Origin of the sequence: Cupriavidus sp. DL-D2 (assembly GCF_039710735.1) — a bacterium.
Taxonomy (GTDB): Bacteria; Pseudomonadota; Gammaproteobacteria; order Burkholderiales; family Burkholderiaceae; genus Cupriavidus.
Genome location: NZ_JBDKXK010000072.1, coordinates 1 through 23,458, shown reverse-complemented (window position 1 = coordinate 23,458; position 23,458 = coordinate 1). Strand labels below are relative to the sequence as shown.

Genomic DNA, 23,458 nt, shown 5'->3' with positions numbered 1-23,458 from the left:
TGTCGTGCCGCATCACGAACCAGGAGCGCGCCATGGTCACGCAGTTCGAATACGGTGGATATGCTGTCGTGGCCCGCGCCATCCGACATGCGGCCGGCGGCTTTGCCGGTGTGGTGACGATTGCCGACGCATTTGGGGAGCCGGGCGGCCCCACGTTTGAAACCGAGACAGGCACGGCCGAAACGCCAGAGGCGGCACTCGCCCTGGCCGAGGCCGAAGCCATGCGCACCATCGACGCCGGTGAAGTGAACTGACCACGGGCGCAGGTTGGGCCAAGACACAGCTGGCCGGGAGACAGGAATGGCGTATAGCAGTGAATGGAAGAAGAAGGTGTTCGAGACGCACGAGATCCAGGTGCTCGTGAAACCTCGCAATCCGGTGGACTGGGACTTCACGGTACGGGTCTGCCGCAAGGGGACCAACATCCGCGCTGCCAGCACGCTTGTGGAGAATGCGCCGGCCTCGGCGCACTACAAGTCGCCGGAGGAAGCGGAAGCCGCGGGCTTCGCGCGTGGCAAGGTTCTAGCCGAACAGCTATAGATTCCCAGACTGTGACAGCAGCAAGTCGGGCTGTGCCGAAATTTGCCGCAGCCGGTAAAATCGCGCCCTGATTCGGCCAATCACGGCCAAAAGCGCGCTGCCAGGCGGTTTTCAGGGTCATCGTTATCGCTTTCGGAACAGTGCATTGCAGCACGGGGAACTTGACTGATTTAGTCGGGATATCGTAAACTCGACCGAAATCCTCAAGTATTCCCTCTCCCCGAGCATCATGAGACTGACCACCAAAGGCCGTTTCGCGGTAACCGCCATGATCGACCTGGCTATGCGCCAGGATCAGGGACCCGTCACATTGGCGGGTATCAGCCAACGCCAGAAGATCTCGCTGTCGTATCTCGAACAGCTCTTCGGCAAACTGCGCCGCCATGAGATCGTGGAAAGCGTGCGTGGCCCGGGGGGCGGATACAGTCTTGCCCGCAAGGCCGAAGACGTTACCGTTGCCGACATCATCATCGCCGTGGACGAACCGCTCGATGCCACCCAATGCGGCGGCAAAGGCAATTGCAATGGCGATGAAGGCACAGGCCGCTGCATGACCCATGAACTGTGGGCCACGCTGAACCAGAAGATGGTCGAGTACCTCGATTCCGTCTCCCTGAAGAATCTGGTTGACCAGCAGCGCGCCCGCCAACCGGCCGTGCTGCACGACCGGCGCGAAGACGCCGTGCAACAACCGGTCACCATATCCCGCAATAAAACCGAAAAACAGGAAAAGCCTGCGCGCGCCCGCGTGGTCAATTCGGTGTTCAGCCTCGCCCAGTCGTAAGCAAGGCTGTAGTATTTATACTAAACTATCGGTAGGCAGTACGCGATAAGCGATCCCTATAAGGCAGTCATAAGATGAGCACCACCCCACACTTCCCCATCTACATGGATTATTCGGCCACGACGCCTGTGGACCCGCGCGTCGCCGACAAGATGATTCCGTACTTGCGCGAGCAGTTCGGCAATCCGGCCTCGCGCAGCCACGCCTACGGGTGGGACGCCGAGCGTGCAGTGGAAGAAGCGCGCGAGCAGGTTGCGGCGCTGGTGGGTGCCGATCCGCGCGAGATCGTGTGGACGTCGGGTGCAACCGAATCGGACAATCTCGGTATCAAGGGCGCGGCCAATTTCTATTCGGGCAAGGGCAAGCACATCATCACCGTGAAGACCGAGCACAAGGCTGTGCTCGACACCACACGTGAACTGGAACGTCAGGGCTTCGAGGTGACTTACCTCGATGTCAAGGATGACGGTCTGATCGACATGGACGTGTTCAAGCAGGCACTGCGCCCGGACACGATCCTGGTGTCGGTAATGCTGGTGAACAACGAAATCGGCGTGATCCAGGACGTCGAGCAGATCGGCGAGATCTGCCGCGAGAAGGGCATCATTTTTCACTGCGACGCTGCGCAGGCTACGGGCAAGGTCGGTATCGACCTGAGCAAGCTGAAGTGCGACCTGATGTCGTTCTCGGCCCACAAGACCTATGGCCCGAAGGGCATCGGCGCGCTGTATGTCCGCCGCAAGCCGCGTATCCGCATCGAAGCGCAAATGCACGGCGGTGGTCACGAGCGCGGCATGCGTTCGGGCACGCTGGCTACGCACCAGATCGTCGGCATGGGCGAAGCATTCCGCCTGGCCCGCGAGGAAATGGCCACGGAGAACGAGCGTATCCGCATGCTGCGTGATCGCCTGTGGAACGGCCTGTCGTCGATGGAAGAGGTGTACCTGAACGGTTCGATGGAACACCGTGTGCCGCACAACCTGAACGTCAGCTTCAACTTCGTGGAAGGTGAGTCGCTGATCATGGCCATCAAGGATGTGGCCGTGTCGTCGGGCTCGGCTTGCACGTCGGCATCGCTGGAACCGTCGTACGTGCTGCGCGCGCTGGGTCGCAATGACGAACTGGCGCATAGCTCGATCCGCTTCACTGTTGGTCGTTTCACGACGGAAGCGGAAGTGGATTACACCGTCGAACTGCTCAAGAACAAGATCGGCAAGCTGCGCGACCTGTCGCCGCTGTGGGAAATGTTCAAGGACGGCGTCGACCTGAATTCGATCCAGTGGGCCGCGCACTGAGCGTAGCCGGCAGTCATAACAAGAACCCCATAAAGATTCGTCAGAGGTAGCCAAAATGTCTTACAGCAACAAGGTTCTCGACCACTATGAAAATCCGCGTAACGTTGGTTCGTTCGACAAGAACGACGACGCGGTGGGCACCGGCATGGTCGGCGCTCCGGCCTGCGGCGACGTGATGAAGCTGCAGATCAAGGTGAACGAATCGGGCGTGATCGAAGACGCCAAGTTCAAGACCTACGGTTGCGGTTCGGCCATCGCATCGTCGTCGCTGGTGACCGAATGGGTCAAGGGCAAGACCGTGGATCAGGCGCTGGAAATCAAGAATACGCAGATCGCAGAAGAACTGGCGCTGCCGCCGGTGAAGATCCACTGCTCGATTCTCGCGGAAGACGCCATCAAGGCGGCCGTCGAGGACTACAAGAAGAAGCACGGCGTCGCGCAAGCCGCGTAATTTTTCTGACAGCAAGGCAAAGATGATCACAATGACCGAAAAGGCGGCGAAGCACGTCGCCCGCTACCTCGAACGTCGTGGCAAGGGCGTGGGCCTGCGCGTCGGCGTGAAGACCACTGGCTGCTCGGGCCTGGCGTACAAGCTTGAGTATGTGGACGAGGTGCTGCCCGAGGACCAGGTCTTCGAGACGCGTGGCCTCAAGGTCATCGTGGATCCGAAGAGCCTGCCGTACATCGACGGCACCGAACTCGATTTCGCACGCGAGGGGTTGAACGAGGGTTTCCGATTCAACAATCCGAACGTCAAGGACGAGTGCGGTTGCGGCGAGTCGTTCCGGGTCTGACCCGACGCCGCGTCCGCATCGGCAAGATGCGCGGCGCGGCAATACGACAAGGGGGCGGCATGACCGCTCCTTTTTGTTGGCAGAACTGTTGGCGAAGTTTTTGAAAGACGCGCTTTGAAAGACGATTTCTTCTCGCTGTTCGGGCTGCCCGCCCGGTATGACGTGGATGAGGCGGCGCTGGAGGCTGCCTACCGGACAGTCCAGTCGCAGGCCCACCCGGACCGCTTCGCCAATGCCGGCGATGCCGAGCGGCGCGTGGCCATGCAGTGGGCTGCGCATGCTAACGAGGGCTACCGGACGCTGCGCCAGCCGCTGAAGCGCGCCATCTACCTGTTGCAATTGCGCGGTGTGGATATCCAGGCCGAAAGCAATACGGCGATGGCGCCTGCCTTCCTGATGCAACAGATGGAATGGCGTGAAGCATTGCAGGACGCGGTGGAAACGCGCGATGTCGGGCAACTGGACAGCCTGCTGCGCGAGCTGCGACAGGAAAAGCGCGATCGTCACGCGGCGCTCGGTGCATTGCTCGATGGCGCGGATAACGACGCCGCAAGCGCGGCTGCGCGCCAGCTGATGTTTATCGAAAAGATCGAACACGACGCCAGCGAGGCGATCGATCGGCTCGAAGATTAGAAGATTCTCATGGCACTGCTCCAGATTTCCGAACCCGGCATGTCCACGGCGCCTCACCAGCGCCGGCTTGCCGTGGGTATCGACCTCGGCACCACCAATTCGCTGGTGGCTGCCGTACGCAACAGCATTCCCGAAGTCCTGCCTGACGAAAGCGGCCGCGCGCTGCTGCCGTCCGTGGTGCGCTATCTGCCGAACGGCGCGGCGCATATCGGCTACAAGGCCCAGGACGAGGCAGTACGCGATCCCAAGAACACCGTGATTTCGGTCAAGCGCTTCATGGGCCGCGGCCTGCGGGACGTGACCAATATCGAGCACAGCCCGTACGATTTCGTCGATGCGCCGGGCATGGTGCAGATCAAGACCGTGGCGGGTGTAAAGAGCCCGGTGGAAGTCTCGGCAGAGATTCTGGCGACGTTGCGCCAGCGCGCCGAGGATTCACTGGGCGACGATATCGTGGGTGCCGTGATCACGGTGCCGGCGTACTTCGATGACGCGCAGCGCCAGGCAACGAAGGATGCGGCGCAACTGGCTGGTCTCGACGTGCTGCGCCTGCTTAACGAGCCGACGGCTGCGGCCATTGCCTACGGTCTCGACAACGCTGCCGAAGGCATTTACGCCGTGTACGACCTGGGCGGCGGCACTTTCGATATCTCGGTGCTCAAGCTCACCAAGGGTGTGTTCGAGGTGATGTCGACCGGCGGCGATTCCGCACTGGGCGGCGATGACTTCGACCAGCGCCTGATGTGCTGGATCGTCGAGCAGGCCGGCTTGCAGCCGCTGTCCGCCGAGGACATGCGCTTGCTGATGGTGCGAGCCCGTGCGGCCAAGGAAGCGCTGTCGTCGAGCGATACCACCGTGATCGACGCGGTACTGAACAGCGGCGAGATCGTGCATCTGCCGCTGGACGCCGACACCTTTATCGATATCACGAAGCATCTGGTGCAGAAGACGCTGGCGCCCGTGCGCAAGTCGCTGCGCGATGCCGGCGTGGGCCCCGAGGACGTGAAGGGCGTGGTGCTGGTGGGCGGCGCGACGCGCATGCCCGCCATCCGCAAGGCGGTGGGCGAGTATTTCGGCCAGCAGCCGCTGACGAATCTGGACCCGGATCGTGTGGTGGCGCTGGGCGCCGCGATGCAAGCCAACCTGCTTGCTGGCAACCACGCACCGGGCGACGACTGGCTGCTGCTCGACGTGATCCCGCTCTCGCTGGGCGTGGAAACGATGGGTGGCCTGGTCGAAAAGATCATCCCGCGTAACAGCACCATTCCAGTAGCGCGTGCGCAGGAGTTCACGACGTTCAAGGATGGCCAGACGGCCATGGCGATCCACGTGCTGCAGGGCGAGCGTGAACTGGCGAGCGATTGCCGCTCGCTGGCCCGCTTCGAGCTGCGCGGTATTCCGCCGATGGTGGCGGGTGCGGCGCGTATTCGCGTGACTTACCAGGTGGATGCCGACGGCCTGCTGTCGGTGTCGGCGCGCGAGACCAATTCGGGCGTGGAAGCGTCCGTGACCGTGAAGCCTTCGTACGGATTGGCCGATGACGACATCGCCCGGATGCTGCAGGAAAGCTTCCGCGAAGCCGAGCACGACATGAAGAGCCGTGCGCTTGCCGAAGAACGTGTCGAGGCCGATCGTCTGGTGGAAGCCACCGGACGTGCGCTCGAAGTCGATGGCGACCTGCTCTCGGATGCGGAGCGCGCGGACGTGGATGCGCTGATGGCGAGCGTGCGTGACATCGCCCGGGGCGAGGACCACCACGCGATCAAGGCGGCGGTGGAACGGCTGTCGCATGGTACCGATGAATTTGCCGCGCGCCGCATGGATCGTTCGATCAAGAGCGCGCTGGCTGGAAAGAAGGTGGAGGACCTCGGCTAAGCGCCGGGTCCGCACGGAAAGCACAGGAAAGAAATGCCACAGATCATCGTCTTGCCCCACGTGGAATTGTGTCCCGAGGGCGCTGTTTTCGAAGCCAGCACCGGCGTCAGCGTTTGCGATGCGCTGCTGACGAACGGTATCAACATCGAGCACGCGTGCGAGAAGTCATGCGCCTGCACCACGTGCCATGTGGTGGTGCGCGAGGGTTTCAACTCGCTGGAAGATGCCGAGGAAACCGAGGAAGATTTGCTCGACAAGGCGTGGGGGCTGGAGCCCAACTCGCGACTGTCGTGCCAGGCTATCGTCGCCGACGAAGACCTGACCGTCGAAATTCCGAAATACACGATCAACCACGCCAAGGAAGGCCACTAAGGCCCACGCGAGGAGTTTCCCCATGAAATGGACCGATACCTACGACGTTGCCGCAGCGCTGTTCGACAAGTTTCCCGATGTCGATCCGCAGACGGTGCGCTTCACGCAACTGCGCCAGTGGGTGCTTGAACTGGATGGGTTCGACGACCTGCCGGAACGCTCGGGCGAGAAGATCCTCGAAGCGATTCAGCAGGCTTGGATCGAGGAGGCAGCCTGAGGGTCTGAAGGTTGCCGGAAACAAAAAAGCACGGTTTTAAGCCGTGCTTTTTTGTTTTGGCGGACACGAACGGGAGCAGGTCAACCCCGCACCAACACTCCCTTCTCCATATGCACCCGTTCACCCACTTCCACCCCCGGCGGGTTCTGATAGGTGAACGTGCGGCGTGAGCCGTCGTCCATCTTCACGTTCACGCGGTATGTCTTGTCCGTGTTGAGTTTCTTCTCGGCGTAGTTCCCGCCTACGCCGCCAGCGGCGGCTCCGGCTACCGTGCCGAGGATACGGCCGTTGCCGTTGCCAATCTGGTTGCCAACGAGGCCACCCACAACCGCACCACCCAACGCACCGAGGCCGCTAGTCGGCTTTTCGGCCGCCACGACCTGTACGCCGGTCACGTGGCCGGCGGTGCTGCTGGGACGTGGGGTTGGCTTCGGCTCGACCTGGGCTTGCTGCGCCGTGTCGCGAGCTGGTGGGCGCGTCGTGGAGCCGGCCGGCTGGCTCGGAGCAGTCTGGCTGTATGGCGATGCCGCAGGCTCGGCGGGATTCGGGCTGGCCTTGCCAAACGGCAAGATACCCGTGACGGCGGCCACGGCAGTCAGGCTTGCAATGACTACGGCAATAGCAGCCGTCGCAATCAGCGGATGAAGACGCCGCGGAGACGGCAGGGTAGATTCCGGACCAGACATGGCGACACTCCAGTTCGCTGGCGAGGCAGCGGATACTGAAATTCTGTCCGAATTTGCAGCCGATTTCCGTTGGATTTTGTAAGGAGGTGTAGCGCGAAAATCGCTGAGGAATCAGGAGGTTACGGCGATGTCAGTGGGTGTCTGACAGGGTGGAGGTAACAATTGGAGGGCTAATTCACCGCCGACGTTGTGGCTCCCCTCTCCCACATCGTGGGAGAGGGGCTGGGGGAGAGGGCCAGACTCTCAAGATGCGATCTACGCAGTTTGAACCGCTTCGCCCTCTCCCCCGACCCCTCTCCCGCAAAGCGGGAGAGGGGAGCAATACAAGGCAAACCTGCGCGCGACTTAATCTTCCCGACGCAGATGCGGGAACAGAATCACGTCGCGGATGTTGGGGCTGTCCGTCAGCAGCATGACCAGGCGATCAATACCGATGCCGCAGCCGCCCGTCGGAGGCATGCCGTATTCGAGCGCGCGGATGTAGTCGGCGTCGAAGTACATGGCTTCCTCGTCGCCAGCGTCCTTCTGCTCGACCTGCTTGCGGAAGCGGTCGGCCTGGTCTTCCGGGTCGTTCAGTTCCGAGAAGCCGTTGGCGATCTCGCGGCCCGTGATGAACAGTTCAAAACGTTCGGTGATGCCCGGCTGTGTGTCGGAACCGCGTGCCAGCGGCGAAACTTCCACCGGGTAGTCGACGATGAAGGTCGGCTCCCACAGTTGCGATTCGGCGGTTTCCTCGAACAGCACCAGTTGCAGCGTGCCGATGCCCGCGTTCAGGAACTGCGGCGCATTGACGTTGATCTTGAACTTGTCCTTGAGCTCGGTGCGCAGGAAGACCACGTCGGCCAATTGCGCGTCCGTGTACTCGGGCGCGAACTTCTGGATGGCCTGGCAGATCGTCAGACGATGGAACGGCTTCGACAGGTCGAGCTCACGGCCCTGATAGGTCAGCTTGGCGCTGCCGCGTGCATCGATGGCAGCCTCGCGGATCAGGTTTTCGGTGAAGTCCATCAGCCAGCGGTAGTCCGTGTAGGCCGCGTAGAACTCCATCATCGTGAACTCGGGGTTGTGGCGCGGGCTCACCCCTTCGTTACGGAAATTGCGGTTGATCTCGAACACGCGCTCGAAGCCGCCAACGATCAGTCGCTTCAGATACAGCTCGGGGGCGATACGCATGAACATCTGCATATCCAGCGCGTTGTGGTGCGTGATGAAGGGCTTGGCCGCCGCGCCACCCGGAATCGGGTGCAGCATCGGCGTTTCCACTTCCATGAAGCCGGCGTCCGCCATATGGCGGCGCAGCGACGACATCGCCTTGGTGCGGGCACGGAAGGTCTCACGCGTTTCCGGCGATACGATCAGGTCCACATAACGCTGGCGATACTTCATTTCCTGGTCGGCCAGGCCATAGAAGTCGCCCGGCAGCGGACGCAGGCTCTTGGACAGGAGACGCAATTCCGTTACCGACACCGACAGCTCGCCAGTCTTGGTCTTCATCAGCGTGCCGCGTGCCGCCACGATATCGCCAAGGTCCCATTTCTTGAAGCTGGCGTAAGTCTCTTCGCCCACGGCATCGCGGCTGATGTAGAACTGGATCCGCTCGGTGGAGTCCTGGATCGTGGCAAAGCTCGCCTTGCCCATCACGCGCTTGAGCATCATGCGGCCGGCGATGGACACTTCCACCGCACTGGCTTCCAGCTCGGGTCCTTCGATCGGGTCGTACTGCGCGTGCAGCGGACCCGCCTGATGCGTCGGGCGGAAATCGTTCGGGAAGGCGATGCCCTGCTCACGCAGCGCCTGCAGTTTCTCGCGACGCTCAGCGATGATCTTGTTTTCGTCGACGGCCGGTGCGTCGGTGGGTGTGGCTGGCGTGCGGGTCGGTTCGGTCATGGTGTGAAATTCTGTTGCGCGAGGCAGAGCCCCGCGCGGCATTCGATTCAATAGTTGCGGATGTCGTCGAGTTCGGTCTTGCCGAAATCGGTACGGCCCAGATAGGCCACGATGCGCGCGGCCACATCCTCGGGCGATGCCAACTGGTCGTTGGCCTTGAGGTCCCGGAAGCGTTGCACCTGGGCGAAATCCGCTTCGCGGATCGTCTCCTGCATCCCCGTATCCACCACGCCCGGTGCCAGTGCCACGGCGCGCACCGCACGTTCGTCCGGCAGGCTCGCGTACTCGGTGTTGACCGAGCGGATGAACATGTCCAGGCCCGCCTTGCCGGCGCAGTACGCGCTCCAGCCCGGCACCGGATTGCGCGCAGCGCCCGACGAGATCGCCAGCACGCGGCGCGGGCAGTCGAACCGTGCGGTGTGTTCGATGAACGCCGCAGTCATCGTCATCGGCGTGACCAGGTTGGTCTGCAGATGCGGCACCAGGGTGTTGTCGCGCAACTGGGTGATCGGACCAATCGGTTCCACCACGCCCGCGTTCAGGATCAGCGTGACGCTGGCAGGCACGTCGTCCACCGCATCCAGCACACTGCCGAGCCAGCCTGCGGACGGACCCGGCTGCGACAGATCCTGCAGGTGCCAGGCCACCGGCACGCCGCTGGCCGATGCCGCTGCTTCAAGTTCGGTATTGCGATTGCGGGCGACTGCGATCACGCGGTTGCCCGGTTTGAGCAGCGTACGCACGATGGCGGCACCAAGGCCGCGCGAGGAACCGGTGACGATATAGAGATGGGCGGAGTGGGGCGTTCCGGTGGTCATGACTTGGACCTTGTTGTGTGAAACGGCTTTCGGTAAATGGCTCGGGTTGCTTCGGCCGCCTCGCGGCACACTCCGGGGAGGGTGCCGCGAGCGGTGGCGGTCTTGCTGTTGCCTGCCGACGCTTACAGGCCCTGCTTCAGGCTGGCCTCGATGAACGGATCGAGATCGCCGTCGAGCACCTTCTGCGTGTTGGACATTTCCACGTTGGTACGGAGGTCCTTGATGCGGCTCTGGTCCAGCACGTACGAGCGGATCTGGTGGCCCCAACCCACATCGGTCTTGCCGGCTTCGAGCTTGTCGGCCTCGGCCTGGCGCTTGCGCATCTCGTGCTCGTACAGGCGCGATTTCAGCATCGACATCGCCTCGGCACGGTTCCGGTGCTGCGAGCGGTCGTTCTGGCACTGCACGACAATGCCGGTCGGGATGTGCGTGATACGCACGGCCGAATCGGTCTTGTTGATGTGCTGGCCGCCGGCGCCCGACGCGCGGTACGTGTCCACGCGCAGGTCTGCCGGGTTGACCTCGACCTCGAACGAGTCATCCACCTCGGGGTAGACGAACACCGACGAGAACGACGTGTGGCGACCGCCCGACGAATCGAACGGCGACTTGCGAACCAGACGGTGCACGCCGGTCTCGGTACGCAGATAGCCGAATGCGTAGTCGCCTTCGATCTTGATCGTGGCGCTCTTGATGCCGGCCACGTCGCCTTCGGATTCTTCGAGCACCTCGGCCTTGAAACCCTTGCGCTCGCAGTACTTCAGGTACTGGCGCAGCAGCATCGATGCCCAGTCGCAGGCTTCGGTACCACCCGCCCCGGCCTGGATGTCGATGAACGCATTGGCCTGGTCCATCTCGCCCGAGAACATGCGGCGGAATTCCATGTCCGCGACGATGGCTTCGAAGCCCTGGACATCGGTCTCGATCGATTCGAGCGTGTCGTCGTCGCCTTCCTCGCGTGCCAGCTCGAACAGTTCGTCCGTGCCGCTCAGGTCGTCGGTCAGCTTGCCGAGCGTCTGCACGACAGCTTCGAGCGCTTTCTTTTCCTTGCCCAGGTCCTGGGCACGCTTGGGGTTGTTCCAGACCGCCGGATCTTCCAGCAGCCCGTTGACTTCATCTAGACGGTTTTCTTTGACATCGTAGTCAAAGATACCCCCGTAGATCTTCCGTCCGGGAACGGAGATCGGAGATGGCACCGGAAATGGCGTTAAGGCGTTCTGCTTCCATGAGATTCCTAGAATTCTGCGCTTGCGAAAACGTGGAATTATAGCGGATCGGCGGTGGCCTCCCGGGCCCGGCATGCCCATTTTCGGCCATGTTTCGGTGAACTGTTCGCGTACCGAACGGTCTGTGGTGGGGTAGCGACTGTCTTTCCGCCCGCCTTTGCCTTCACTTGGGCGACAATAGCGGCCACGTCCCGGTTGTTTCTCCCCGAGCATGACCACTTCCACAGCACTCTCCGCAGCACCCCGATCCCAGAATCCCGCCCGGCGTCTGTCCGCGCATCTCGCCGCCGTGTCCTTCGCGGTATGGCTGGCCGCCTGCAGTACCACGCCCAGCGAACCGGCCCCCGAAGGCTATTACCGTGTCGAGCGGGGCGACACGCTGTATTCGATTGCCCGTCGCAACAATCGCTCGGTTGCCGAGCTGGCGCGCTGGAGCAACATCCCGGACAAGAGTCAGATCGAGGTGGGCCAACTGATTCGGATCAAGCCGCCTGCGGGAGCGGGAATCTCCGCTGCCAAGGCGGGAGGTGCCCCGGCAGCGTCCAGCGCACCCGAGAAGCCTGCGGCCTCCGAGCCGCCGTCAAAGCCGCCAGCCACGTCGATCAGTCTCCAGTGGCCGGCCGATGGCCGTGTCACCGGCCGTTATGCGCCGCCGTCGGAGAAGGGATTGCGAATCGAGGTGCCGGCTGGCGGCAAGGTTCGCGCCGCCGCCTCCGGCTGGGCCATTCACGTCGGCACGCTGCGCGGCTACGGCCAGCTTGTGATCGTCAAGCACAACGACGACTGGCTGACCGTCTATGGCAACCTGGACAAGACGCTGGTCAAGGAGGGCTCACGTGTGGCAGCAGGCCAGGAACTGGGCAGCATGAACAACGCCAGCGAACTGCATTTCGAAGTGCGTGGCAGCGGCAAGCCGGTCAACCCGGCCAGCTACCTGCCGTCGCGATAGCGCCGAGACCTAGAAGTACAGCGCGGTCAGCAGCATCAGCGACTGGCGCACCGGCAGGCTGCCATAACTGGTGTCCCGCGCGCCGGCATTGCGCTGCCATTGCAGGGCAATATCCCATCCCGGCAGGCGGTAGCGCCACTCGATCCAGAACATATTGCTGCGATCGACCAGATCCAGGCGGGCCATGGCGTTCAGGTCGAGGCCGGGTGTCATGGCGTCACGCCAGCTTACGTAAAGAAACGCGCCCGAGCGCGTAGCCAGCTCCTGCGAATCGGCCAGGAACTGGCGGTATCCCATCTGTGCCGCAGGCGGCAGTCGCCAGAACTGCCGCCACTGCGTGGCATCCGGCGCGGCGCCGTCATATTGGTACTCGGCTGTCGCAGTGACCTTGCCGCCGATCGTCCAGGTTCCCCCTGTGGAGAGCCGTTGCCGGAAGGCGGTGTCGGGTGGCAGTCCCAACGCCTCGTTCAACTGTGACCGGTCTCGTCCGCCCGACCATTCCGCGTAGGCGGTCACCGCATCGCTGGCCAGCACGCTGAGGTTGACACCCACCTGAGGCGACTGTCCCTGTCCGCCCTGCAGCAACAACTGAGGCTGGATGCGGTCGGAAAGCCGAGCCGACGCGCCCAGCAGGTAGCGATGACGGCGGTTCGTGGCCCCGAGATCTGGGCTGAACGATGCCTGACTGGGGGTGCTGGCGAGCTTGGGCGAATAGAGCGCGAAGGCTGCGCCGCCATTCCAAAGCCATTGGCTGCGCGCGACGATGCTGCCCTGGCGGTTCTGGCGCAGACTGTCGGGCGCCACCGATGGCACGGCGCGCACCGCCCCATCGTTGAACCAGTCAGTCGGGTTGTAGCCCATCGCCACGCCCTGGCGGACGTTGATCCGGCCGAGTTCCAGGCTCGCATGCGACGTGGGTTGCCACGCGAGATAGCCTTCCTTCCAAGTGTTGATCACATGCTGGCCGCTGGCGTTGGCGCGCGAGAAATCATCGATCCTATCGCGGAACACCAGCCGCAGTGTGGGCGTGGCGCGGTAGTCCAGTGCCATGTCGAGCGCGCCGCGCGCCACCGCGTAGGCGGAAGTGTCGCGCTCGGACTCCATGCCGGCTGCTGCTTCGACCGTCAGCTTCCAGGGCTTTTCGTCATTGTGGCTATCGGCCGTGTCATCGGCGAGCATCAATGCCGCGAGATCATCGACGGGCATCAGGCCCGTGTCGGTCTCGGCGATGGCCTGCGATGATGCGGAGGCGGCCAGCCATGCACAGGCGTGCAGACAGGTGTGTAGAAAGCGGCGTCGCATCAGCGGTCGGAAGGCGCGGTGCCGGCCGCCTCCGGCTTGAATTGCGGCAGGTAGTCGCGCTGCAGCCATGCCGCCGGAATCGCGCGCTCCACGAAGTTGCTGTAGCGCATGACGGTGATCCAGCCCGGCTCCAGCGCGTCGATGATGACCTGCTCCGTGGGGCGAAGGCCGCCAAGCTGGTGCTGGTAGCGCCGGTAGTAGACGGTCTTTAGCAAGCGCCCGCTGTCTGCGTGGAACTGCGCCTTGATGGGATGGTTGTTGCCGGCGTCGAGCCATAGCCGAACGTGGTGGTACGTGGCCTCGCTGGTTCGGGCCCCAAGATGCAGCCGCACGCTCTTGCGCGTCTTGCGGTCGCCGTCCTGCACCGACTCGTTAGCCTCGAACCGCGCCGTGTAGTCGGCCGCGAAGTTGGCGGAGATGACGTCGCCGTTCGACGCCTGTCCCAACAGGCGCTGCTGCGGCGAAATGCGGATGCTGGCCTGGCTGGCGGGGTCATAGAACCACAGGTCCTTCCCGCTTTTCAGCGTGAGCTTGCCGACCTCCCGGGCCGGCGCCACGTAGCGGACGAGGCTCCGATACTGAGCGCGCGCCTCGTCGAGATGGGAATAGACGGTGACCGTGGCGCTGTCGCTTTGCTTGCCTTTGCGGTATTCCACCAGCGTGGTCGTCAGCGAGAACGAGGTGGAAGGATTACGCACCCGGTCGCTGGCTTCGAGCAGGCGCTGGGCGGACGAGGATGGCGACTTGGCCTTGCCGGACGCAGTGCCGCTGGCGGCGGCGTTCCCGCTTGCGGCCACCCAGGCCAGCGGCAGCAAGATGGCAACGGCGACGGGCAGCCAGCGCCGACGATGTGAAGCGGGACGGGGCAGGGATGGATGCATGGCAGGCGGGGCAGGCAGGGCAGTCGGGAAAGGGGCCGCTGTCGGACCCGACAGCGGCAAGGCATCGACTCGGTGATGGCGTTCAGACATGGCGCAGGGCATCCACGACATTCATCCGCGAGGCACGGCGTGACGGCAGCCAGGCCGAAGCCATCGACAGCACAACAATGCCGGCACTGCTGAGCACCACTAACTCCGGGGCATTCCAGAAGCGCGCGGTGACCGGAATCTCGATCGCCATGCCGGGCGGCGACCACGGGATACCGCTGCGCTCCAGCAGCAGGGCAATGCCCAGCGCCAGGATCGCGCCCAGCACCCAGCCCGTCATGCCGAGCAATCCGCCTTCGGCGACGAACATCCGCAACACGCCGGGGCGCTGGATGCCGATGGCGCGCAACGTGCCGATTTCCACGGTGCGCTCCATGATGGCCATGCTCATGGTGTTGCTGACCGTGAACAGCACAATGACGGCCATCAACGTGGCAACGAATACGAACAGCGCAACCACCATGTCGATGGTCTGGCGGTAGGGTGGATTGAGTTCGAAGACATCGCGGATTTCCAGTCCCGCGTCACGCAACGGCCCGGCCAGCAACTGCTCAAGCCGTTCGCGCGCCGCGTCGATCTGCGCGGTGTGCTGGAACTGCATGACGAGTGTGGTGACCTTCGGGTCGCCCTGGCCGAACACCAGTTTCTGGGCCTGCGCGAGGTGCATGCCGACGAAGCTGTCGTCTGCCGCCTGCATGCCTTGCTTGACCGCACGCGCCACACCCAGGCGGGCGATGTTCGGCGCGCTGCCGGTGCTGGCCGTCAGTACGTCAAGTTGCGCAGCGCTGCTGGCGGATGCCGACGCGCCAGGCGCCATGGCTGCGTCGTGGGTTGTGTCTTGTGCCGCGTCGCCGACAGACAGCGCGGCAAGTTCATCCGGCGTGTCCGCGGCGCTGTCGTCGCGTTCAACGGGCGGTGGCTCCGGACACCCGGCCACGCCGAGTGCATCGCACATCTGCAGGATGCGGGCGACGCCCATGCCGATCAGCGCTGCATCGGGAGCCGTGTTGTCGAGTCCGTTCGGCGACGCAGGAATGGGCACGTCATAGCTGTTCCATTCGAGCAGGCGCCCGAGGTCCTTCGCCACCACGCCCTGAACCGCTACGGGAATGGACGTTGCATGGCCGGCATTTGCACCAATACCGCCAAACTGCAGCATCGGCGTGGCCACGGTCAGCATCGGCGCTAGCACGGGGTCGTCGCGCAGCAGTTGCAGGATGTCGTCGCTACGGGAAATGCCATAGGCGGCCGGGTTGCCGCGTCCGAAATCGTTGTAGCCGGCTTTCACCAGTTGCAGGTGCCCGGTGTGCTGCACGTAGATGGTCTGCAGGCCGAAGGTGATGTCGCGTGCGTAGCCGCCCAGCAACAGGATGGCCATCGTACCGATGACCAACGCCAGCAACGTGATCAATGAGCGGCGGCCATTGCGGCGCAGGTTGCGTGCCGCCAGTACAAATGCATTCATGGCGCGACCCCGGCGGCTGCCACCGGTTCGGCGGCGTCGAGGCGGCCGTCCCGCAATCGGATCAGGTCGTCGGCGTGCGAGATCACCATCGGATCGTGCGAGGAAAAGACGAAGGTAGTGCGATGCGTGCGCTGGAGCGTGCGCATCAGTTTCAGAATGTCGAGGGCGGTATGGGTGTCGAGGCTGGCAGTGGGTTCGTCGGCCAGCACCAGTTCCGGGGCGTGGATCAGGGCACGGGCAATGGCCACGCGCTGGCATTGCCCGCCTGAGAGCTGGTTCGGACGGTGACGCCCCTTGGTGCCAAGGCCCACGGCTTCGAGCATGTCGCGCACGCGCCAGCGTCGCTCGGCGGCAGGGACGCCTCGCACGAGCAGCGGATACTCAATGTTTTCCGATGCCGTCAGCACCGGCAGCAGGTTGAAATTCTGAAAGATGAAGCCGATATGGCGGGCGCGGAAGTCTGTCAGGGCAGAGTCGGACCAGTCACCGACCGGCTTGCCGCCGATGCGGACCCGACCGGCGTCAGGCCGGTCGATGCATCCAATCAGATTCAGCAGCGTGCTCTTGCCGCTCCCGGATGGCCCTGCGAGTACGGTGAAGCGTTGCGCGCCAATACGGAGTGATACATCCGATAGGGCGGCCACGCGTTCGACGCCCAGGGCGTATTGCCGGCTGACATTGGAAAGGGTGACTGCATCCATTCAGTATCTCCGTAGAACTTACCGGGGACGGGTAAGTCAGGGACTGAAATGTATGGAGTGCGAACTTTCCGATAAATCGGAGAAAACTGAAACTTGAGCGCCGGCCGCCAGGAATGCGCAAACTATTGCGCGTGTTCAACGATAAGCTGTACGCGTGTTGCGCCGTTGAACGTGTTGTTGTCGAGCCGGTAGGCCACCAATGCGCTGGCGCCATCCAGCGCGTCGGCGTGGTTGAACCAGATGGCATCGAAGCGCTGGCTGCCGCGTCCGAGCTGGAGTTTGAGGTGCTTTCCCTTTAGTACGGTCTGGCGCAGCACATCGAATTCTCCCGAGAACGTGGGCGGCGGAAAGCCCTGGCCCCAGACATGGCCTTCGAGCATCGTCACGAATTCCGGGGAGAAGCAGCCGTCCTCGATATCGCCATCGGTTTCGATCACGCGCGCGAGTTGTTCCGCATTCAGCCATTCGCTTCCCACCTTTTCGAAGGCGTCGACGAAGGTTTGGAAGTCCTCGACACGCACGGTCAGACCCGCAGCCATGGCATGTCCGCCAAATTTCACCAATAGGCCAGGATGGCGCTTGGATACCAGGTCCAGTGCGTCGCGCAAATGGAATCCCGGGATCGAGCGTCCGGAACCCTTGATGTGTTCTTCGTCGCCGGGCGCGAAGGTGATGGTCGGGCGGTGGAATTTTTCCTTGAGCCGTGAGGCGACGATGCCGATTACACCCTGGTGCCACGTGTCGTGGAAGACGCTTACCGTGAAGCGCGAGGCCGGGTCCAGGCCGGCAATCGGTTGTTCCAGGATCTGCAGCGCCTCCTGTTGCATGCCGGCCTCGATATCGCGCCGCTCCCGGTTCATGCCGTCCAGTTCCTGGGCGATTTCCCAGGCGCGGTTCGCGTCGTCGGTCAGCAGGCATTCAATGCCGAGCGACATATCCGCCAGTCGCCCGGCCGCGTTCAGGCGCGGGCCCAGGCCAAATCCGAGGTCAAAGGTGTTGGCACGCGACGCCTCGCGTCCGGCTGCCCGGAACAGCGCGGCCACGCCGGGGTGCATGCGGCCAGCGCGCATGCGCTTCAGGCCCTGTGCTACCAGAATGCGGTTGTTGGTGTCCAGCTTGACCACGTCGGCCACCGTGCCCAGCGCGACGAGATCGAGCAGGGTTTGCAGCGGCGGCTGCGTTTCTTTCGTATAGATGCCACGTTGGCGCTGTTCCGCGCGCAACGCGAGCAACACGTAGAACATCACGCCCACGCCAGCCAGGTTCTTGCTTGGGAATTCGCAGCCCGGCTGGTTTGGATTGACGATCACGGCGGCCTCGGGCAACACCGCGCCGGGCAGGTGATGGTCGGTCACCACCACGTCGATGCCGCGCGCATTGGCGGCGGCCACGCCATCGACACTGGCAATGCCGTTGTCGACCGTGACGATCACGTCAGGTTGCTGCCGCGCAGCCAGTTCGACGATTTCGGGCGTCAGGCCATACCCGTACTCGAAGCGGTTCGGCACGATGAAATCGACGCGCGCCCCCAGCATCCGCAATCCGCGTACGCCCACGGTGCAGGCTGTAGCGCCGTCGCAGTCGTAGTCGGCCACGATCAGCAGCTTGCGGTTGGCGGCGATGGCATCGGCCAGGTATTTCGCCGCGTGGTCGATGCCTTTCATCTGCGAGGGCGGCACCAGTTCCGGCAGGTCGGTGGCCAGTTCGGACGGGTGCAGCACCCCCCGTGCGGCCAGGATGCGCGCCAGGGTAGGGTGGAGTCCCGCAGCGGACAGCGTACCGGCGTGTTCGGGAGAGTGGGAGCGGACGGCGATCCGGGTCATAGATATAGACGCTTGGAGACAGGTCAGGCCGCCATGGCCAGGTTGGAGAGCAGTGCGCGCCAGTCGCCTCGCGCGCCAAGGCCCCGCCAGAACTTGCGCAGGTCGGCGCGCGTGACGGTGAATTCGGCAAAATGGTTCTCGCCGCCGAGCACGAAGGTCGCAGACTGGATTTGCCCGGCCGTCAGCGCATCCAGCACAGGCTGGAACCACTCGGCGTCGAGTGCGTGCATCCGTTCGAGCCAGAGGCCCCAGTCGGCGGCGATATGCGCCTCGGTCGCACTGTCGAGCAGGGTCAGGACGCTGTCGGCCTGCCCATCGCTCGTCCCGAGGTCCGCAAAACGTGCCGGCTGCGGACCAACCTGACTGCCGCCCGCCAGGGCGAGTCCGATCAGATACGGATCGTCCGACAGCACCGTATCGGCCAGCTTGCGGACGGTCTGGACGCGGCCGCCGCCGTGCAGCCAGACCGAATTGACCGGCAGGCGGCCTTCGGCTTCCCGGGCCTCGTTGACGGGGTGGCCGTGCCACGTCATCTGGATCTCGTTCTGGAAGCGCCGCCAGTCGCGCGCGCGCGCGCCGGCCTGCATCCAGATGTCGATATTGCGGCCCGTCGCGCGCACTGGCGTGGTGGCCAGGAGTTCGCCGAACGTATTTTCCGGCACATACCACCGGGCCGGTTGGGGCGCGTCCAGACGGATGCCGGCTTCGTCCAGCAAGTCGGCCACTGCGGCGCGCAGCGCCTCGGCTTCCTCGGCACGGATCTCGATCTGGTCCGGATGCAGCAGTACCAGGTGATCGCGGGCGGCATGGATGTGGACTGGCTGCAGGCACGCCCATCCGGCGCCTTCCTCGGCTTCCGAAGGCAGCCCGGCCGCAGTCCGGTCAGCCAGCCGCATATAGGGTGCCGTGGCCACCTGCGCGGCGTCCAGGCCGGCGCGGGCGGCCAGCCAGCGTTCCTGGGGCAGCGATCGCAGGTAGGGATCGTCGTGGGTTTCGCGGGGTCCCGGCGTGGCGCGCGTCAGCAACTTTCCGAGCGCGGGCAACTCCAACTGGCGCAGCAGCGCGCCGGGGACGACATCGTCCGTGGCGTCGTCGCCAGCACCTGGCGGGACGGAAAAGGGCACAATCAGGGTCAGGTGCGTCGTCATCGTGGGCGAGATTGTAAACTCCCGGCTGGCAGGCGCCAGTTTTCCGTCACCCAAGGTAGACTGCCGCCGGACGCATTTCCAGAACTACAGGACTTCCCTTGAAATTTCCTTACGAGTGGCAGATCGGCTGGCGGTACACCCGCGCGAGCAAGCGCGCCAGCCGCAACACATTCATTTCGTTCATTTCGATGATTTCCATGCTCGGCATCGCGCTGGGCGTGGCAGCCCTGATTGTGGTGCTGTCGGTGATGAACGGCTTCCAGAAGGAAGTGCGCGACCGCATGCTGTCGGTCCTCGCACATATCGAAGTCATTGGCGCCGGGCCGCTCCAGGACTGGCAGAAGACCGCTGGCGAGGCCGAGCGCAACAAGGAAGTGATCGGGGCCGCGCCCTACGTGGCGGCGCAGGCCATGCTGACGCGCGACGATGCGGTGCGCGGCGTGCTGCTGCGCGGCGTGGACCCGGCCCAGGAGCCCAAGGTATCCGACATCGGCAGCCAGTTCCGCGCAGGCAGCATGAATGCACTGGTGCCAGGCGGCTTCGACATCGCCCTGGGCAGTGAGTTGGCCAACGCACTGGGTGTGCGCGTGGGCGACAAGGTCACGCTGGTGGCGCCGCAGGGCACCATCACACCGGCCGGCATCCTGCCCCGGCTCAAGCAGTTCACGGTGGCCGGCATCTTCTCGTCGGGCCACTATGAGTTCGACAGCGCGCTGGCGCTCATCAACATGCAGGACGCCGAGGTGCTGTTCCGCCAGAACGGCCCGTCCGGCGTGCGGCTCAAGCTCAAGGACATGCAACAGGCACCGCAGGTGGCGCAGGAGTTGGCGGGCACGATGTCCGGCGACCTCTATCTGCGCGACTGGTCGAAGCAGAACCGCAACTGGTTCGCCGCCGTGCAGACAGAGAAGCGCATGATGTTCATCATCCTGACGCTGATCATTGCGGTAGCCGCCTTCAACCTCGTCTCGACGCTGGTGATGACGGTGACCGACAAGCAGGCCGATATCGCCATCCTCCGAACGATGGGCGCCCAGCCGCGTTCCATCATGAAGATCTTCATCGTGCAGGGTGTGGCCATCGGCTTTATCGGCACCTTGCTCGGCGTGCTGGGCGGCACGCTGATCGCCACGAACATCGACGTGATCGTGCCGTTCATCGAACGCATCCTGCACGTGCAGTTCTTGCCCAAGGACATCTATTTCATCAGCGAACTGCCTTCGGACCCCCGCGTGAACGACATCACCACCATCGGTATCATTTCCTTCGTGCTGGCTACGCTGGCGACGATTTATCCGAGCTGGCGTGCTGCCCGCGTCAACCCGGCGGAGGCGCTGCGCTATGAATGATTCGACATTGCTCCAGGATGTCTCGACGGTGGTGCCCGCAACGCGTACCGGTGCCCCGGTGCTGGTGGCCGAGGGCCTGACCAAGCGGTTCCGGCAAGGCGGACTCGATGTGGAGGTACTGCGCGGCGTGGACCTGCGCGTGAATGCCGGTGAAAAGGTGGCGATCGTCGGCGCCTCGGGTTCGGGCAAGTCGACACTGCTCCATGTGCTGGGCGGACTCGATGATCCGGACTCGGGTCGCGTGGCACTGCTCGGCAAACCATTCACGGCGCTGCGCGAGAAAGAGCGCAACATCGTGCGCAACCGCTCGCTCGGCTTCGTCTACCAGTTCCATCATCTGTTGCCCGAGTTCACTGCGCTCGATAACGTGGGAATGCCGATGCGCATCCGTGGTCTGAACGAGGCCCAGTCTCGCGAGGCCGCGCAGGCGATGCTCGATCGCGTGGGACTCGGCGGTCGCTCGAAGCATCGTCCCGGCGAACTGTCTGGCGGCGAGCGCCAGCGCGTGGCCGTTGCGCGTGCGCTGGTAGGCCAGCCAGCGTGTGTGCTGGCCGACGAACCCACCGGCAACCTCGATGACCATACGGCAGGCGGTGTCTACGACCTGATGCTCGAACTCTCGCGCACGCTGGGTACGAGCTTCGTGATCGTCACGCACGACATGGACCTGGCCGGCCGTTGCGATCGGATCTTCCGGTTGCGCGACGGACATCTGCACGTCGAACGCTAATCTGTACTTCAAAAGCACCGCTCCATGTGGATCGACACCCATTGCCACCTCGACGCCCGCGAGTTCGATGCCGATCGCGGCGGCGTGACGGCAGCCGCGGTAGCGGCGGGTGTGACCGGCATCGTGCTGCCGGCCGTGGCGGTGTCCAATTTCGAGGCGGTGCGCGGGCTGGCCCATGCCGATCCGCACTGTGTCTATGCGCTCGGCATTCATCCGCTCTGCACGCCCGGCGCCGGCCAGGCCGATCTCGACGCGCTGCGCCAGCAGGTAGCGGCATCGATCGATGATCCGCGCCTCGTCGCCATCGGCGAGATCGGGCTGGATTTTTTCGTGCCCGGCCTCGATGCCGCGCACCAGACCTGGCTCTATACGGAGCAGCTCAAGATCGCGCGCGAGTTCGATCTGCCTGTGTTGCTGCACGTTCGCAAATCCCAGGATCAGGTCTATGCCCAGTTGCGGCGCGTGGGCGTGAAGCAGGGCATCGCACATGCGTTCAACGGTAGCAACGAGCAGGCGCGTCGCTACGCGGAGCACGGGATGAAGCTGGGCTTCGGCGGCAACGTCACCTTCTCGCGCGCCAAGCAGATACGGCGGCTGGCCACCGAACTGCCCATCGAGGCAATCGTGCTCGAAACCGACGCGCCCGATATCGCACCGGCATGGCTCTCGGACGACCAGTTCGGCGAGCAACACAAGGCGCGCAACACCCCCGGCGAGGTGGCTGGCGTGGCGCGCGTGATGGCGGAACTGCGCGGCCTTGGCGAGCCCGAACTCGCCGCCATCATGTGGCGCAATGCCGTGGCAGCACTGCCACGGCTGGCCGCCTTCGCGGACATCATGGCCCCGCGTTGAGCGCGGTCAATCCTTCCTCAGAGTTCACACTTCTGGCGCATCGCCACAACATTCGGACACGTTTTTCGTGATCGCCGCGCGGTACAACTACGTCCGTCTTCCACGCATACGAAGGAGACGGGATGCGCTCGATGCTGCTGGCCTTCGTGGTGGGCTGCTGGTTGCTGCAGCAACAGGGGAATTTGCCGGGCCTCGGGTGGCTGCTTGTGGCCGGTTCGATGGCCGTTGCAGCGTGCTGGGCGGTGGGGCGCTTGCGTGCGCCATGGCGGGGGCGGGTGCGATGGGTGGTCGGGATAGCGCTGGCTGTGCTGGCGGGATTCGGCTGGGCGGCGTGGCGGGCCGACGTACGTCTCGATCAATGGCTTGACCCCGTACTTGCAGGTCGTGACCTCCAAGTGGTGGGTTTCGTGGCAGGGCTGCCAGACGCGGCGCCTCACGGTACGCGGTTTTTGTTCCTGCCATCCGTATGGGAAGGACAGGGCGACGATTCAATTCCGGCGGAACGACTGATGCTGACGTGGCGCTCACCGCCCGAGGGTTTGGAGCCGGGGCAGCGTTATCGGTTGAACGTGCGACTACGCCGGCCGCGTGGATTGGCTAATCCTCATGGGTTCGATTACGGCTACTGGCTGCTGTCGCAGGGTGTCGACGCAACGGGGTACGTGCGCAGCGGTCAACTGGTGAGGATGGGGGAGGATGGGCGCCTGCCATTGACGGTACGCATTGCCAGTTGGCGCGCAGGGTTGCGCGATCATATCCGGCAGGCGATGCCAGCCGACGCGCGCTTCGGTGCGGTGCTGGTGGCGCTGGTGATCGGAGATCAGCGCGGTATTGGGCAGGAAGATTGGGATGTGTTCCGGCGCACGGGGATTTCCCATCTGGTGAGCATCTCGGGACTCCATATCACTATGCTGTCGGGGATGGTCGGGGCACTGGCGAGGTGGGGGTGGCGGTGGTCGTTTGGGGTGGGGTTCGTGCACGTCCGCCGCGACCGATACCGCGCGGCTTGCTCCCCTCTCCCGCACGCGGGAGAGGGGCTGGGTGTAGTGGTCCAATAAACCTGGACACCTCAAAAGGTAGACT

The 23,458-nt window shown here is 63.9% G+C and carries 25 protein-coding genes; 15 read left to right on the top strand and 10 right to left on the bottom strand.

Translation table 11 applies throughout. The features are described from left to right. Window positions 1–32: 32 nt before the first annotated feature. The 10 genes from ABDB81_RS26610 (at window position 33) to iscX (ending at window position 6,510) form a co-directional block, all read left to right on the top strand. On the top strand, window positions 33–254 hold the full coding sequence (locus ABDB81_RS26610) for a hypothetical protein (RefSeq protein WP_137926802.1): 222 nt from the start codon (window positions 33–35) through the stop codon (window positions 252–254). A 46-nt stretch (window positions 255–300) separates the two neighbouring features. Continuing rightward, window positions 301–540, top strand: a complete 240-nt coding sequence (locus ABDB81_RS26605; RefSeq protein ID WP_137926803.1) for a hypothetical protein — start codon at window positions 301–303, stop codon at window positions 538–540. 229 nt (window positions 541–769) lie between these two features. Continuing rightward, a complete protein-coding gene (iscR, locus tag ABDB81_RS26600) occupies window positions 770–1,324 on the top strand; it encodes a Fe-S cluster assembly transcriptional regulator IscR (protein WP_346814034.1) in 555 nt (184 codons plus the stop codon). 74 nt (window positions 1,325–1,398) lie between these two features. Further along, entirely contained in the window at window positions 1,399–2,619 is a 1,221-nt protein-coding gene (locus ABDB81_RS26595; protein WP_137926805.1) for an IscS subfamily cysteine desulfurase, read from the top strand. Between the two features lie 55 nt (window positions 2,620–2,674). After that, window positions 2,675–3,070, top strand: a complete 396-nt coding sequence (iscU, locus tag ABDB81_RS26590) for a Fe-S cluster assembly scaffold IscU (RefSeq protein WP_137926806.1) — start codon at window positions 2,675–2,677, stop codon at window positions 3,068–3,070. Between the two features lie 22 nt (window positions 3,071–3,092). Beyond that, a complete protein-coding gene (gene iscA, locus ABDB81_RS26585; protein ID WP_092292575.1) occupies window positions 3,093–3,413 on the top strand; it encodes an iron-sulfur cluster assembly protein IscA in 321 nt (106 codons plus the stop codon). 114 nt (window positions 3,414–3,527) lie between these two features. After that, window positions 3,528–4,046: a Fe-S protein assembly co-chaperone HscB gene (hscB, locus tag ABDB81_RS26580; protein WP_137926807.1), complete on the top strand. Its 519-nt coding sequence runs from the start codon at window positions 3,528–3,530 to the stop codon at window positions 4,044–4,046. 9 nt (window positions 4,047–4,055) lie between these two features. Beyond that, entirely contained in the window at window positions 4,056–5,921 is a 1,866-nt protein-coding gene (gene hscA / locus ABDB81_RS26575; protein WP_137926808.1) for a Fe-S protein assembly chaperone HscA, read from the top strand. 33 nt (window positions 5,922–5,954) lie between these two features. Beyond that, complete coding sequence (gene fdx, locus ABDB81_RS26570; RefSeq protein WP_137926809.1) at window positions 5,955–6,293, top strand: ISC system 2Fe-2S type ferredoxin; 339 nt, start codon at window positions 5,955–5,957, stop codon at window positions 6,291–6,293. 22 nt (window positions 6,294–6,315) lie between these two features. Beyond that, window positions 6,316–6,510, top strand: a complete 195-nt coding sequence (gene iscX / locus ABDB81_RS26565) for a Fe-S cluster assembly protein IscX (RefSeq protein ID WP_137926810.1) — start codon at window positions 6,316–6,318, stop codon at window positions 6,508–6,510. A gap of 80 nt (window positions 6,511–6,590) precedes the next feature. On the opposite strand, the gene ABDB81_RS26560 is transcribed toward iscX, so the two are convergent. The 4 genes from ABDB81_RS26560 to prfB all read right to left on the bottom strand — a co-directional run bounded on the left by ABDB81_RS26560 (window position 6,591) and on the right by prfB (window position 11,128). Then, window positions 6,591–7,196 (bottom strand): glycine zipper 2TM domain-containing protein, encoded by a 606-nt coding sequence (locus ABDB81_RS26560; protein WP_137926811.1) that lies wholly within the window; start codon window positions 7,194–7,196, stop codon window positions 6,591–6,593. Window positions 7,197–7,541: 345 nt separating this feature from the next. Further along, on the bottom strand, window positions 7,542–9,083 hold the full coding sequence (gene lysS / locus ABDB81_RS26555) for a lysine--tRNA ligase (RefSeq protein ID WP_346814033.1): 1,542 nt from the start codon (window positions 9,081–9,083) through the stop codon (window positions 7,542–7,544). Between the two features lie 47 nt (window positions 9,084–9,130). After that, a complete protein-coding gene (locus ABDB81_RS26550) occupies window positions 9,131–9,901 on the bottom strand; it encodes an SDR family oxidoreductase (protein WP_137926813.1) in 771 nt (256 codons plus the stop codon). Between the two features lie 122 nt (window positions 9,902–10,023). Beyond that, window positions 10,024–11,128 (bottom strand): peptide chain release factor 2 gene (gene prfB / locus ABDB81_RS26545; RefSeq protein WP_137926814.1). Its coding sequence is split into 2 segments (ribosomal slippage): window positions 10,024–11,046 and window positions 11,048–11,128, totalling 1,104 coding nucleotides; the frame shifts between segments, so codons are not numbered across the junction. Window positions 11,129–11,338: 210 nt separating this feature from the next. Here prfB and ABDB81_RS26540 point away from each other — a divergent pair. Further along, window positions 11,339–12,076: a peptidoglycan DD-metalloendopeptidase family protein gene (locus ABDB81_RS26540; RefSeq protein WP_346814032.1), complete on the top strand. Its 738-nt coding sequence runs from the start codon at window positions 11,339–11,341 to the stop codon at window positions 12,074–12,076. Window positions 12,077–12,085: 9 nt separating this feature from the next. Here the strand turns inward: ABDB81_RS26540 and ABDB81_RS26535 are convergent, their stop codons facing one another. The 6 genes from ABDB81_RS26535 to ABDB81_RS26510 form a co-directional block, all read right to left on the bottom strand. Beyond that, on the bottom strand, window positions 12,086–13,378 hold the full coding sequence (locus tag ABDB81_RS26535) for a hypothetical protein (protein ID WP_346814031.1): 1,293 nt from the start codon (window positions 13,376–13,378) through the stop codon (window positions 12,086–12,088). Then, window positions 13,378–14,349 (bottom strand): outer membrane lipoprotein-sorting protein, encoded by a 972-nt coding sequence (locus tag ABDB81_RS26530; RefSeq protein ID WP_346814030.1) that lies wholly within the window; start codon window positions 14,347–14,349, stop codon window positions 13,378–13,380. The genes ABDB81_RS26535 and ABDB81_RS26530 overlap by 1 nt, the downstream gene beginning before the upstream one ends. After that, entirely contained in the window at window positions 14,342–15,772 is a 1,431-nt protein-coding gene (locus ABDB81_RS26525) for an FtsX-like permease family protein (protein WP_346814029.1), read from the bottom strand. Before ABDB81_RS26525 ends, ABDB81_RS26530 begins: the two co-directional genes overlap by 8 nt. Next, window positions 15,769–16,473 (bottom strand): ABC transporter ATP-binding protein, encoded by a 705-nt coding sequence (locus ABDB81_RS26520; protein WP_137926818.1) that lies wholly within the window; start codon window positions 16,471–16,473, stop codon window positions 15,769–15,771. The genes ABDB81_RS26525 and ABDB81_RS26520 overlap by 4 nt, the downstream gene beginning before the upstream one ends. A gap of 122 nt (window positions 16,474–16,595) precedes the next feature. After that, entirely contained in the window at window positions 16,596–18,296 is a 1,701-nt protein-coding gene (gene recJ / locus ABDB81_RS26515; RefSeq protein WP_346814028.1) for a single-stranded-DNA-specific exonuclease RecJ, read from the bottom strand. A gap of 23 nt (window positions 18,297–18,319) precedes the next feature. After that, window positions 18,320–19,444: a hypothetical protein gene (locus ABDB81_RS26510; protein ID WP_346814027.1), complete on the bottom strand. Its 1,125-nt coding sequence runs from the start codon at window positions 19,442–19,444 to the stop codon at window positions 18,320–18,322. Window positions 19,445–19,542: 98 nt separating this feature from the next. On the opposite strand from ABDB81_RS26510, the gene ABDB81_RS26505 reads away from it, so the two are divergent. From ABDB81_RS26505 to ABDB81_RS26490, 4 genes are all read left to right on the top strand, one after another. Then, entirely contained in the window at window positions 19,543–20,793 is a 1,251-nt protein-coding gene (locus tag ABDB81_RS26505; protein WP_137926821.1) for a lipoprotein-releasing ABC transporter permease subunit, read from the top strand. Then, a complete protein-coding gene (gene lolD / locus ABDB81_RS26500) occupies window positions 20,786–21,523 on the top strand; it encodes a lipoprotein-releasing ABC transporter ATP-binding protein LolD (protein WP_137926822.1) in 738 nt (245 codons plus the stop codon). Before ABDB81_RS26505 ends, lolD begins: the two co-directional genes overlap by 8 nt. A 24-nt stretch (window positions 21,524–21,547) precedes the next feature. After that, a complete protein-coding gene (locus tag ABDB81_RS26495; protein WP_346814026.1) occupies window positions 21,548–22,375 on the top strand; it encodes a TatD family hydrolase in 828 nt (275 codons plus the stop codon). Between the two features lie 122 nt (window positions 22,376–22,497). Continuing rightward, complete coding sequence (locus tag ABDB81_RS26490) at window positions 22,498–23,433, top strand: ComEC/Rec2 family competence protein (RefSeq protein ID WP_346814025.1); 936 nt, start codon at window positions 22,498–22,500, stop codon at window positions 23,431–23,433. The last annotated feature ends 25 nt before the right edge of the window (window positions 23,434–23,458 follow it).